We start from the raw sequence: 11,739 nt of genomic DNA, 5'->3' as shown, positions 1-11,739 counted from the left end.
CAACGATGTCTCCGCACGTCTGTCAACCATGTCCCCGGTCTATACACGGCGGCAAAGAAAAGTAGGTGCCCCCCCGCACAGGGGGAACGCTAATAAACCACTAGCAAATCAAGGAAAGGCCAAAGCCCCAGGAACACAGACAATAAGCGCCGCGAAGGCAAAAAAACCAAACCTTCATTCAATCCCCAACCGAGCCCGAATAGCCGGCAACATATACTCAACCGCCGCGCGCCCCTCCTCCATCGCGGGCCCGGCCCGGTGAAAATCAAAAATCCCCATCCCACCCAGCCGTGGCTGAATCAAAATATCCGCCGGCTCACCCGCCAGCCGGCTCCTCGAAATCCGCACCTGCATGATGTCGATGCTCTGCGCGATCGAACTCAGCATCGACGGCACCCGCGCACTTGGCGCCGGCGCCACCCGCACATCATCGGAAGCGCGCCCTTCGGCAGGTGCCAGCCAGCGTGGCCAAGGCTTGCCGTTACGCCGTAACGCGACCGGCGGCGGCGCATCCGGATCCAGCGCCGGCGTGTCAACCGCCGCTCCACCAAAATCGCGCCCATTCAGAATGTCGTTGTTCAGATCGACCGCGATCACGCAGTCCGCCCGCATGCCGCGCGCCACCGAAACCGGCACCGGATTGCTCAAACCGCCATCCACCAGCCACACACCGTTGTGATACACCGGCGTGAAAATCCCCGGAATCGCAATCGAGGCGCGCACCGCGTCCACCACGCTGCCGTCCTGTAACCAGCTCTCGCGGCCCGAATCGAGTTCGGTGGCCACCGCCGCGAACGGCATGTTCAATTGCGCAATCGAGCGGCCGGCGAATTTGTCCGCGAATATCTGGATCACCTTGCGCCCGCCCAGCAAGCCGCCCGAAAAACGTAGATCGAGCAGCCTCACCACGGTTTGCCAGGTGAGCTTCGACACCCATTCTTCAAGCCAGTCGAGATCGCCGTTGGCATACACGGCACCGACCAGCGCGCCAATCGACGTGCCGCACACCACATCTGGCTTGATGCCCGCATCGTGCAACGCGCGAATCGCACCGATATGCGCCCAGCCACGTGCTGCGCCGCCCCCCAACACCAGCCCGATCCGGCTGTATCGACGTCGATGTATCATGTGTTCCCCGCCTTTTACCGGCTAGCGCCCGCGTATCACGTCCGAGCGCGATGTCGTGTACACCTTCTGATATTGGTCGAAGTGCACGTTGAAAATGCCTTCTTCGGTCACACCGCCCTCGCGCCATTTCCAGCTCCACACGGTCTCCGGCTTGAGCGGAAACACGGCGATCTGACCTGGCTTGCCGAGCAGGCGGCGTACTTCGTCTTCCGTCATGCCGATGCGAATCTTCCCGAAGTTGTCGGCGGTCAGCACCTGCGTGATGGATTGCAATTTGCCGTCACGGTCGATGTCGACCATGTACGTGTTCAGTCCTTGCGGGCCGCGCGGATATTCGAAACGCTTGGAACCGTCGGTAAACGTGCGCTCGGTTTCCGGCTTGCCCATCTGATCGCGGATCTGCGCCTCAGTGGTAATGCCCGGCGTCATATTCTTGAGTAGCAACGCGTCCGGCTTGACGGCGTTGAAGAATTCCTTGAGTTTTTGCACGGCACGGTCGCTCTGTTGGTCGTCGCAACCGGTCAGTGCAACGCACGCGGCCAGCATCGCGACAGTAAGCAGTTTGAGGCTCACAGCGAGTTTCCTGTACGGACACGAAGCGGCAATCCGCCCGCATCCCGTTGTGTAGGGTGTACTACAGGATAACCGCGTGCGCGAAAAACCGCGAGCGACGCAGGCAATGCGCTCAAGGGCCGCCGTGCGGCGTGTGTTGCAGAGGAATGCGAGAAACCGTCTCCACAAACAAAAAGGCGACGCTGTGCAAAGCGTCGCCAAGTCGGTCGATACGGTCAAACCGGAAACCAAACAGCGACTGAACAGCCGCTTGAAACGCAGCATCGCGGACGACGCGCAGCGGTCCGGTCCCGGGCGAAGCGGTGAGAGACCTTGGCCTCTGACCTTGCGCCGTCGCCTGAATGGCGGACCGCTGCTTGTTTGGCCGCCCTGGTCCCTCGATAAGCCCCTCAAGTGCAGCTAATCTAAACGGATTGCCGGATTTAAACGAGAGCGCGTTTACACCGAATTGGCAGAGGATTTGCAGTGGGCTGCGCAGGCGCAGCACCCGGTTTGCACGGCGGTCGTGCAACTCTCCCTACGCGCGGACAAACGCAGCGAAACCCGCGCGCCCTGCCCCCTGCAGCACCGAATCGTTCTGTGGCGTATGAATTCGCGCGCACAGCACGTCGCGATAGTGACGCTCGAGCGCATTGTCGCGACTCAGACCGGGATTGCCGCTTGCCTCGACGGCCAGTTGCACCGCCTCTATGGCCTGGTTCGTCACCGTGTACTTGACGAGCGGCGCTTCATCGAGTGTCACGCGTTCGGTGTGCGCGCTTGCGTCGAGCAGCACACGATTGCTGAACAGTAGCGCGTCGATGCGGCCGAGCGTCTGCTGAAACGCGGGCAAGCTCGCGAGCGGCGCGCCGAGATTGCCGGGCGTGCGTTCAGCGGCCCATTGCGCGAACCAGTCGCGCGCCGCCCGTGCGACGCCGTCATACAGCGCCGACAACAGCACGCTCATCCACGCGAAGCCAAGTGCATCGAGTCCCGCACCCGGCTCGCCAGGCGGATGGACGTCAACCGCGTGAGCAGCCGGTACGAACACGTTCTCGAACACGAGCTCGTGACTGCCCGTGGCGCGCATGCCGAGATGATTCCACTCGCTGCCGACTCGCACGCCCGGGGTGTCCCGATGCACCAGCCACACGCCAACGCGCGGCGGCGTCTCGTCGCTGCGCGCCCATACCGCAAGCCAGGCGAGACCCGGGCTGCCGGTCGAGTACAGCTTGCTGCCGTCGATGATCCAGCCATCGGCGCTGCGCTTCGCAATCGTCGACGGCAAACCGCCGCGTGCCGGCGTGCCCAGCTCGGGCTCGACGCGCAGCGAGTTGATCAAGGCGCCATCGCGTACCGCTTCACGCGCCACACGTTCACGCAGTTCAACAGGCCAATGCGGGTTGCCCTGCAAGCGATGATGAAACAGGTATTGCATCACCAGCACCAGTGCCGTGGAAGGCTCGCCGCGCGCCACCGCGCGCACCACCTTCAAAGCCTGCGGCAAGCTCGCACCCGCACCGCCAAGCGATGCGGGCACCGTTAACGAGAGCAGATCGAATTCATGCAAGCGCGCCAGATTGGCGTGCGGAAATTCCGCCGTGCGGTCGTAGTGAGCCGCACCGGCAGCGAACTCGCTCGTGAGCTTCGCGAGCAGCGCGTCGAACGCAGCACTATCGAGCGGTGGATGACGGCGCGTCACGGCGCTATTGGCAATCGGGGCATTCATGCGAGGACTCCGGCAGGCCGCGTCAAGGCAACGGGAAACTGCGATCGAAGCTCGTACGCACGTCGAGATGCGCACGAATCACATTGGCGGCTTCGTAGGTATCGGCGGTGCGCTGCTGCGCGCTGACGACGCTGTCGTCGATCGCCACCGGATGCACCTGGCCGCGCTGATAGACGGTTTTCAGCACATCGGTCGGCAGACCGGTGACCTTCGATTGCATCGTCGCCACTTCGTCTGGATGCGAAAGCGCCCAACGCTGGCCGATCGCCACGCGTCGCAGGAAGTCGGCGAGTTGCGCGCGCTTCTCCGCGATCGCGCGTTCGGTCGCAACCTGATAGCTGAGCCCTTCGGACAGGCCGACGCCGTTGGCGATGATGCGATCGTGATCGCGCGCTTCTCCTAGTGCCGTATACGGGTCCCACACCGACCATGCATCGACGCTGCCCGACGCAAGCGCCGCCTTCGCATCGGCGGGTGCGAGGAACACGAACGTGACGTCGCTGACCGGCACGTTGGCCTTCTTCAATGCGGCGAGCGCGAGATAATGGCCGATCGAACCGCGCGTCGTGGCGATGCGTTTACCCTTCAGGCTCGCTGCATCGTTCAACGGCGATTGCGCGCCGACGACGATCGCCAGATCCAGCGGATTCGACCGGGTCGCCGCGACCGCACGGACCCGCGCGCCGGCTGCGAGCGCGAACACGAGCGGCGCATCCCCCAGTCCGCCAACATCCACCGCGCCGGCGTTCAGCGCTTCGCCAAGCGGTTGCGCGGCAGGAAAGTTGAACCACTCGATCTTGTACGGCAGGTCTTGGAGTTGTCCGGATGCTTCGAGAATGCCGCGGGTTTGCAAGGACTGGTCGCCGACTTTCAGCACGGGTAGATCCGTTGCATAAGACTGCGTTGCGCAAAGCGTCGCGCACAGTGCGAGCACTGCCGCGCCGAGTGGTTTGAGCAACGCACGTTGCAAGACGGATGAGGCGGAGAACGAAGAACTAGGAGTCGGCATGGCGGCGGTTACGTCGTGGCATTCAGATAATGTGCTATCGACGATAAGGCACGCATCTGTATAAGACAAACGCATTATTCTGCTAAGCAAATATGCGAATTTTCTTGGCCGGTGAGGCGTGCGCGCACATCGATACAGGTATCATCGAACGCACGAATCTTGCGCCTCGTAGCGCACTCATCAAGTCACCGCTCATCATGAAGATCGACGAAATCGACGCATACGTCACCGTCATTCGCTGTCAGTCGCTGCAACAGGCGGCGCTCTCACTCGGCCTCACGCAGCCCGCGATCACGCGCCGCCTGCAGAATTTCGAAGAGGCGCTCGGCGTCGAATTGCTCGACCGCAATACGCGTCCGCTCAAAGCGACGGCAACGGGCCGCATCGTCTACGAACAATGCCGCGTGATCCAGCGTGAGCTCGACGTGCTGCGCGAGATCGTCGCCACCGACACGCCGCCGGTGGGCATGCTGCGCCTCGGCGTCGCGCAGACCATTGCCGATATCGCGCTGACCGATGCGATGCGCGGCCTCAAGTCGGCCTATCCGGACCTGCAGGCGCGAGCGTCAACCGGTTGGGGCAGCCAGCTTCTGCAACGCGTCGAACAGGGTGAACTCGACGCAGCCGCCATCCTGCTGCCGAGCAACAAGACCTTCGACGAGATCCTGTCGGCCCGCTCGCTTGGCCGCATCAAACTGGCGGTAGTCGCGCAAAAAGGCATGTTGAAGAAACGCACGCACACGCTGGCGGAATGCCAGTCGATCGGGTGGGTGTTGAATCCGGACGGATGCGGCTTTCGCGACGGCCTGCAGCGCACGCTGACGGGTCTTGGGCTCGCGCTCAAGCTCAATCTGGAAACGCTCGGCACCGAGCTGCAATTGCAACTGGTCGCCGACGGCAACGGTCTCGGCCTCGTGCCTTTACCGCTGCTGCACGCCAGCGCTCACGCGGACGCACTCGATATCGTGTCGATCAGCGACTTCAAGCCTCTCATCGATATCTGGCTCGTGCATCCGCGCGTGCTGGGTAAATTGCAACAGCCGGTCGAGCGCTTGGGCGCGGCGATCGAGCGGCAATTCAAGGAGGCGCGAGCGCAGCGCGCGGCCTGAACCACGCGCCGCTGTCCCATCAGATCACGCGAAAGCCGTGCGTTCCATCCCGCCCAAGCTGGGCAACGAGGCCATACTCCCACTCCAGATACGCGTTCATCGCTTCGCGCGCGTTATCGGTTCCCTCATACGGACGACGATAGCGATCGATGCGCGGCGACGCCAGCCGCGTCTCACCGCTCTCCACCGCAAAACCCGCTTCGACCCACGCGTTCGTGCCGCCGGCCAGCACCTGCACCGGCTTGCCCGTCAGCGCCGCCAACTCAGGCGCGGCAAAACGCGCAAGCAGACTGCTGCCGCAGGTCACCACATAACGCTGCGCATCCGGCAGCTTGCGCAACGCTTCGGCGAGTTGGCCACGAATCGCGAACCATGCGCCGGGAATATGGCGCTTCACATAGTTCGCGCTGGTCGTGAAATCCAGCACGACGGTACCCGGTGATTGCAGCAGCGTCACCAGCCCGGCCGGCGTGATCTCTTCAACAGCAGGCGGCGTGGGCGCAAAGCGCGCGGCGGGCGCGGCGCCCTTTTCGCTGAAGTCCGCGTTGCCGAGACCGTCCACCACATACACCTCGACGTTCATCTGCGCGAGCCACGACGCGCTCATGTTCGCGCGCACGCCGTCGTTGTCGGCGAGGATCACGCGCGCGCCGCGCACCGGCGCGAACATGTCGGTCTCCTGCACGAGTTGACCGCCCGGCGCATTGCGAAAGCCGGGCACGTGGCCCGCTTCGTATTCTTCCGGCGTACGCACGTCGAAACGATAAACGGTGCGCACCGCTTCATCGGCCCAGCGACGCGCTTCGTCGCGCGAAGTGCGGCCTACCTTGGCGCGATCCGCTACCCCGCGCGCAGAATCGGCGGCGGCGAGGCGAAGTGTGTCGTCGACAATCGGCTCGAAGCGCCGCGAGCTGCCGTGCGCGAGCGCCTGACCGGCAAGCGTCCAGCCGATGGTGCCATTGCGAAGCGCCGCAACCGGATTCGGCACGCCCGCATTGATCAGCGATTGCGCGCCGATGATGCTGCGCGTGCGCCCCGCGCAATTGACGATGATCCGCGTGGCGGGATTCGGCGCGAGCTGCCGCGCACGCAATACCAGTTCCGCGCCCGGCACGCTGATGCTGCCGGGAATATTCATGGTCTGGTATTCGTCGAAGCGGCGTGCGTCTAGCACCACCACATCGGCTTCATGATCGAGCAGCGCGAGCACCTGCGGCGCGCCGAGCGACGGCGTATGGCGCTCGCTTTCGACCAGTTCGCCGAATGCCTTGCTCGGCACGTTGACGTCCTGGAACAGCTCGCCGCCCGCCTCGCGCCAGCCTTGCAAACCGCCATCGAGCAGCGCGACATTGGTATAGCCCAGCTCGTTCAACCGACGTGCGGCGCGTTCGGCAAGCCCTTCGCCGTCGTCGAACGCGACGATCGGCACATCGCGGCGCGGCAAGCGCACCGGCGCTTCCAGTTCGAGTCGCGAGAGCGGCAGGTTGGCCGCGAACAGCGGATGACTGCGTGCGTGCGGATCCTCCTCACGCACGTCGACGAGCGCGATTTCCTCGCGCTCGAGCAGTGCGCGGCGCACGTCTTTGAATGATCGGGTACGGAATTCTGTAGCGAAACTCATGAGATCAGGGACTCCTTCGAAACATTCCAGATATTCGGCAACACATCGTTCGAGTAGCCGGAGATAAAGGTTTTACGGCCTCCGCCGGCTGGATAGACGGAACGCGTCACCGCGCCAATATTTCCACCGTACACGTGAATGCTGATCGACGTACGATCGTCAAAAGCATTACTGACACGATGGATATCGCCGATGCGCGGCGACACGGCATCCACCGCGCCGGCATCGAGGCGCTTTGCTGCCCCCTCTTCTTCCAGCGCGCCGTCTGACGTGATGCGATATCCCTGAGCAATTTCCGCACCACGCAACACACCGATCAAACCCCATACGGTGTGGTCATGCACCGGGGTCGACTGGCCCGGTCCCCATACAAAACTTACGATTGAAAAACGTTGCTGCGAATCCGAGTGCAACAGGAATTGTTGATAGCGCTCGGGGTCGGGCTGCGCGAAGGCGTCGGGCAACCAGTCGTCGTGGGCGATCAGTTCGCGCAGCGCGGCGCCGCCGGCTTCGAGCAGATGCGCTTCGGGCGCGCGTTCGTCGACAAGCGACGCAATCCGTCCGACGAACGCGCGCAGCCGGTCCGGTCTCAAAGCTTGAGTCATCGAATGTTCAGAATGTGGGTTGACTTGAATTTGTCACGCACCGCGGGCGAGCGCGGCGTTGAAGGTGTCGGTCCATAACGGTGCGACGTCGACATGCCGGTCGATGACCGCGGCGCGCGCGAACGTATCGGCAACCTGCTGCTCGCTGGCGATGTCCGCCGCCGTGACGCCGGTCACGCGGCGCGCCTGGCTCTGGTTGCGATACAAGGAACGGATCGCCTCCTCGGGCACCCGCAACTCCGCGGACAACACCTTCGCGTACGCATCCTGATGCTGGCCGAACCATGTGCAGGCGCGTTGCAACCGCACCAGCAGATCCGCGGACGCGGCCCGCCGTTGCGGATCGGCGAGTACCGACGGATGACCGTAGTACAGGTAATTGCCGGACAAATAGCCGTTGGCGTTTTTCAGCACGCGTGCCCCCGCTTGAGAGATCGCAAGCGGCACGTTGTAGCCGTAGATCGCCCAGGCATCGAGCGAACCGGCGTTGAAAGCGGCGAAACCGTCGCGCGGCGCAAGCGAGGTAGCCTGAATATCGCTGAACGATAGCCCCGCCTCTTCGAGCATGCGCAGCAGGTAGTAATGCGTCGTGGTGGCGCGCAGATAGCCGACGCGTTTGCCCTTCAGATCGGCGATCGAACGGATCGTCGAGCCCTTCGGGACCAGCACCACCTGGTTGTTGACGTCGTCCTTGTAGACGGCGATCACGCGCACCTGAGCGTTCTGCAGTCGCGCGAAGATCGGCGGGATTTCGCTGCCGGAGGCGATATCGAGCGAGCCGCCGTTCATCGCCTCGACCATCGCGTTGCCGGACTGGAATTCGGACCAGTCGATGGCGTAGGGCGTATCCGCGAGGCCAGCGGTTTTTAGCAGCGTAGCGTCGCCGCCTTTGTAGGTTGCAACACGCAAACGGACTTTGCTGAGGTCGACAGACGGATCGGTTTTCTCGCTTGCCGCCGGCGTGGCTGCTGCGGCGGCTGTCGAAATCAAACCTGTACCTGCTGCTCCAAGGAATGAGGCTGACAGCGCGACCGGCAGCGCGGACACGAGCCGGCGGCGCCGGAGCGAAACCGGCGAATCGAAACGTTGGGTCATCTTATGGGGTGCTCAGGTAAGGACGTCAGGCTCGGCTTCGACCAGCCCTTCCAGCAGGCTCTGGAACGCAAACAGCGCACCACCGGGGCGGCCGACCTGCTCGTGCGTGAGCGTGGCGACGTCGTGCGGGATGGCTTGCGGCGTGCCCGCGGCTTCGGCGAGCAATTGCGCATGGCAGGCGTTATCGAGCGCGATATACCACCACGCCGCCGCCTCGACGCTCGGACCCGCTGTGAGGATGCCGTGATTCTTCAGGATCACCGCCTTGCGTTCGCCGAGCGCCGTGGCGATGCGCGCGCCTTCATCGGTATCGAGCACCACGCCGCGGAAGTCGTCGAACAAGGCGTGGTCCTGATAGAACGCGCACGAGTCCTGCGTCAACGGATCGAGCGTGCGGCCGAGCGTGGACCATGCCTTGCCGTAGAGCGAATGCGTGTGCGCGGCGGCAATCACATCCGGACGCGCCTCGTGAATCGCCGCGTGAATCGCGAAGGCCGCCTGATTCACCGGCCCTTCGCCGACCACGATCTCCCCTTCCGCATTCACCAGCAGCAGATCCGACACGCGGATGCGGCTGAAGTGCTTGCCGAACGGATTGACCCAGAAGTGATCGGGCCACTCGGGATCGCGCGCGGTGATATGGCCGGCGAGACCCTGATCGAAACCATAGCGGGCGAACAGACGAAACGCCACGGCGAGCCGTTCCTGCCGATAGCGCCGTTCGGCCGGGATGCTGGCGCGCGGCGGGACGTCGTCGAACCAGAATTTACGCAGCGGCGCGTGACGCTGGAGCGGCGGTGTATCTGCGGTGTTTTGCAGCGTGGGAGTGCTTTGCGGCTCCGGGGTGCCTTGCGGCGCGTGGGCACCTTGTGGCGCTGCGATGTCTTGCAACGAGCGGGTACTTTGCTGCTCCGGCGTGTCTTGCAGCGCGCCGGTACTTTGCGACTCCGGGGTGTTTTGCAACGCAGCGGACAGATCGGTCATCTGTGGCTCCGTTCAGGCGGCTACGCGTTCGACGCGCGCGATCCGTTCGCGAGTGGCCGGAATCAGCTCGCGGCCATAGTCGACGGCGTCTTCGAGCGGATCGAAGCCGCGCACAAGGAAAGTCGACACGCCAAGCGCGTAATACTCCGCGAGCGTTTCGGCGACCTGTTCCGGTGTGCCGACCAGGGCGGTCGAATTCGAGCGTCCGCCGATTTCCTTGGCGACGCCGGTCCACAGACGTTCATCGACGCGATCCGACTCCCCCGATGCCGCGAGCAGCCGCCGCGCGCCTTCGCTTTGCGCCGGGCCGCCGACGCCGACTCCCTGCGCCGCGCGCAACCGCCGGGTTTCTTCGAGGATGTGCTCCGCGCGTTCCCACGCGGCTGCTTCGGTAGCTGCGAGGATGGGCCTGAACGACACGGAAAAGCGCACGTTACGGCCGTGTTTCGCGGCTTCGGCGCGCACGCGGGTGACCTGTTCACGCACTTGCGCCTTCGATTCGCCCCACAGCGCGTAGACATCGGCATGACGTCCGGCGATTTCGAGCGCGGGCGCCGATGCGCCGCCGAAATATACGGGGATATGCGGTTGCTGCACCGGCTTCACTTCGGAGAAGCCTTGTTCGAAGCGGTAGTACTGACCGTTGTGATCGAAGGGTTTCGCTTCGGTCCAGATGCGGCGCAGGATGTGCAGGTATTCGTCGGTGCGGGCGTAGCGTTCGTCGTGCGACAGGTAGTCGCCGTCGCGGCGTTGTTCGGCGTCGTCGCCACCGGAGATGATGTGGACGGCGAGACGGCCGCCGGAATAGTGATCGAGGGTAGCCAGCTGGCGCGCGGCGAGCGTGGGCGAGACGAAGCCTGGGCGATGGGCGAGCATGAAATGCACTTTGCTCGTGACGCTGGCCGCGTGGGCGACGGTGAGGAGCGCATCGGGGCTCGTCGAATGATGCGGCACGAGGATGCGGTCGAAGCCCGCGGCTTCGTGAGCGCGGGCGAATTGCTCCACGTAGTCGATGTCGATGGTGGGCCCTTGCGGGGCGTGGGTCTCGGACACCTTGCGGGTCTGGATCATGCCGATGAATTCGATGGACACGGTGGTGTCTCCCAAGGGTGGTTTTTTGCCCGGCGGGGCGGTGGCTTTCTTGAATGGGTGTGGTGCTCTGTTCGAGGGGATTAAGGTAGCAGCGCTACATGCGGTTGTTAAATATTGATCGGACATATCTATATCGGGATTGCATGTAAAAGGGGGTGGCGGCGCTGGGCTTGGGCTGGTGTTTGCCTGCGGCAGGGCTTTTCTTGATCTTGTTGTCTGCGCGGCGTTTTTTGTCAGTGTTCCTGGGGCTTTGGCCTTTCCTTGATCTGGCTTTCGTGCCTTTCCTTGCATTGTTAGTGGTCTATTAGTGTTGCCCCTGTGCGGGGCGGCACTTACTTTCTTTGCCGCCGCAAAGAAAGATAAGCAAAGAAAGCGGCTAGAAACCCCTGCTAAGTGGGCACCGTGGTTTGCCTGGGGTAGTGGTGCGACTGGAATCCGTGCTCTCGCACATTCCACGTTAGTGACAAAGGAGTCATCAGCTCCCACTCCGCACTGCGTGCGTCGCGGACGGGTCTGCAGGGGAAACCACCGGCTTCGTTTGGCGCAGCGGGGGCCATCGGCTTCGCCTCGGCGATGCGTTCCTGCATTCACCCGGGAAACCCGCCTCAAACGATATGTCGGTGTACTGCAATCACCGTCCCGGTCACGATCACAGTCGCGGCTGCGGCTGCTGTAGGCGGTTGCAGTTGCCGCTCCAATTGCAATCGCAGTGGCGCCCAATGACGAGCCACGGCTCGGCGGCAAGGCGTGGCATCAAAACGTAGCGATCGGTTTTATGAATGGCTCTTCGGCGCGCGCAGCGCCGCCGGAAGTAT

At 63.4% G+C, this 11,739-nt stretch carries 10 protein-coding genes; 1 reads left to right on the top strand and 9 read right to left on the bottom strand.

Annotation, left to right across the window (positions count from 1 at the left end; translation table 11 throughout):
* Positions 1–174 precede the first annotated feature (174 nt).
* The 4 genes from BM438_RS41585 to BM438_RS41570 form a co-directional block, all read right to left on the bottom strand.
* Positions 175–1,128: a patatin-like phospholipase family protein gene (locus BM438_RS41585; RefSeq protein WP_093646802.1), complete on the bottom strand. Its 954-nt coding sequence runs from the start codon at positions 1,126–1,128 to the stop codon at positions 175–177.
* A gap of 21 nt (positions 1,129–1,149) precedes the next feature.
* Positions 1,150–1,701 (bottom strand): hypothetical protein, encoded by a 552-nt coding sequence (locus BM438_RS41580; protein ID WP_093646800.1) that lies wholly within the window; start codon positions 1,699–1,701, stop codon positions 1,150–1,152.
* A 517-nt stretch (positions 1,702–2,218) separates the two neighbouring features.
* Positions 2,219–3,409, bottom strand: coding sequence for an acyl-CoA dehydrogenase family protein (locus tag BM438_RS41575; protein ID WP_093646798.1), 1,191 nt, complete (start codon positions 3,407–3,409; stop codon positions 2,219–2,221).
* A 22-nt stretch (positions 3,410–3,431) separates the two neighbouring features.
* Positions 3,432–4,418 carry an ABC transporter substrate-binding protein gene (locus tag BM438_RS41570; RefSeq protein WP_093646795.1) on the bottom strand — a complete coding sequence of 329 codons (987 nt, stop codon included), beginning with the start codon at positions 4,416–4,418 and terminating at the stop codon, positions 3,432–3,434.
* A gap of 197 nt (positions 4,419–4,615) precedes the next feature.
* Here BM438_RS41570 and BM438_RS41565 point away from each other — a divergent pair, with 197 nt between their 5' ends.
* Positions 4,616–5,527: a LysR family transcriptional regulator gene (locus BM438_RS41565; RefSeq protein WP_093646815.1), complete on the top strand. Its 912-nt coding sequence runs from the start codon at positions 4,616–4,618 to the stop codon at positions 5,525–5,527.
* 19 nt (positions 5,528–5,546) lie between these two features.
* Here the strand turns inward: BM438_RS41565 and BM438_RS41560 are convergent, their stop codons facing one another.
* The 5 genes from BM438_RS41560 to BM438_RS41540 are packed head-to-tail and all read right to left on the bottom strand — an operon-like array spanning position 5,547 to position 10,924.
* Positions 5,547–7,148 carry a rhodanese-related sulfurtransferase gene (locus BM438_RS41560; RefSeq protein ID WP_093646793.1) on the bottom strand — a complete coding sequence of 534 codons (1,602 nt, stop codon included), beginning with the start codon at positions 7,146–7,148 and terminating at the stop codon, positions 5,547–5,549.
* Positions 7,145–7,753 (bottom strand): cysteine dioxygenase family protein, encoded by a 609-nt coding sequence (locus tag BM438_RS41555; protein WP_093646790.1) that lies wholly within the window; start codon positions 7,751–7,753, stop codon positions 7,145–7,147. Before BM438_RS41555 ends, BM438_RS41560 begins: the two co-directional genes overlap by 4 nt.
* 33 nt (positions 7,754–7,786) lie before the next feature.
* Positions 7,787–8,848, bottom strand: coding sequence for an ABC transporter substrate-binding protein (locus BM438_RS41550; protein WP_093646788.1), 1,062 nt, complete (start codon positions 8,846–8,848; stop codon positions 7,787–7,789).
* Between the two features lie 12 nt (positions 8,849–8,860).
* Positions 8,861–9,832 carry a class II aldolase/adducin family protein gene (locus BM438_RS41545; RefSeq protein ID WP_244179581.1) on the bottom strand — a complete coding sequence of 324 codons (972 nt, stop codon included), beginning with the start codon at positions 9,830–9,832 and terminating at the stop codon, positions 8,861–8,863.
* Positions 9,833–9,844: 12 nt separating this feature from the next.
* On the bottom strand, positions 9,845–10,924 hold the full coding sequence (locus BM438_RS41540) for an LLM class flavin-dependent oxidoreductase (RefSeq protein ID WP_093646786.1): 1,080 nt from the start codon (positions 10,922–10,924) through the stop codon (positions 9,845–9,847).
* Positions 10,925–11,739: the final 815 nt, after the last annotated feature.

The sequence above is a fragment of the Paraburkholderia aspalathi genome (genome assembly GCF_900116445.1).
Taxonomy (GTDB): Bacteria; Pseudomonadota; Gammaproteobacteria; order Burkholderiales; family Burkholderiaceae; genus Paraburkholderia; species Paraburkholderia aspalathi.
Note: the sequence above shows the minus strand (reverse complement) of the source record. Positions and strands in the feature narration are given on the sequence as shown.

Bases quoted from the DNA above. Each gene is read 5' to 3' on its own strand.
- BM438_RS41560 (WP_093646793.1), bottom strand. From the start codon at position 7,148: ATGAGTTTCGCTACAGAATTCCGTACCCGATCATTCAAAGACGTGCGC.
- BM438_RS41555 (WP_093646790.1), bottom strand. From the start codon at position 7,753: ATGACTCAAGCTTTGAGACCGGACCGGCTGCGCGCGTTCGTCGGACGG.
- BM438_RS41570 (WP_093646795.1), bottom strand. From the start codon at position 4,418: ATGCCGACTCCTAGTTCTTCGTTCTCCGCCTCATCCGTCTTGCAACGT.
- BM438_RS41550 (WP_093646788.1), bottom strand. From the start codon at position 8,848: ATGACCCAACGTTTCGATTCGCCGGTTTCGCTCCGGCGCCGCCGGCTC.
- BM438_RS41545 (WP_244179581.1), bottom strand. From the start codon at position 9,832: ATGACCGATCTGTCCGCTGCGTTGCAAAACACCCCGGAGTCGCAAAGT.
- BM438_RS41565 (WP_093646815.1), top strand. From the start codon at position 4,616: ATGAAGATCGACGAAATCGACGCATACGTCACCGTCATTCGCTGTCAG.
- BM438_RS41585 (WP_093646802.1), bottom strand. From the start codon at position 1,128: ATGATACATCGACGTCGATACAGCCGGATCGGGCTGGTGTTGGGGGGC.
- BM438_RS41575 (WP_093646798.1), bottom strand. From the start codon at position 3,409: ATGAATGCCCCGATTGCCAATAGCGCCGTGACGCGCCGTCATCCACCG.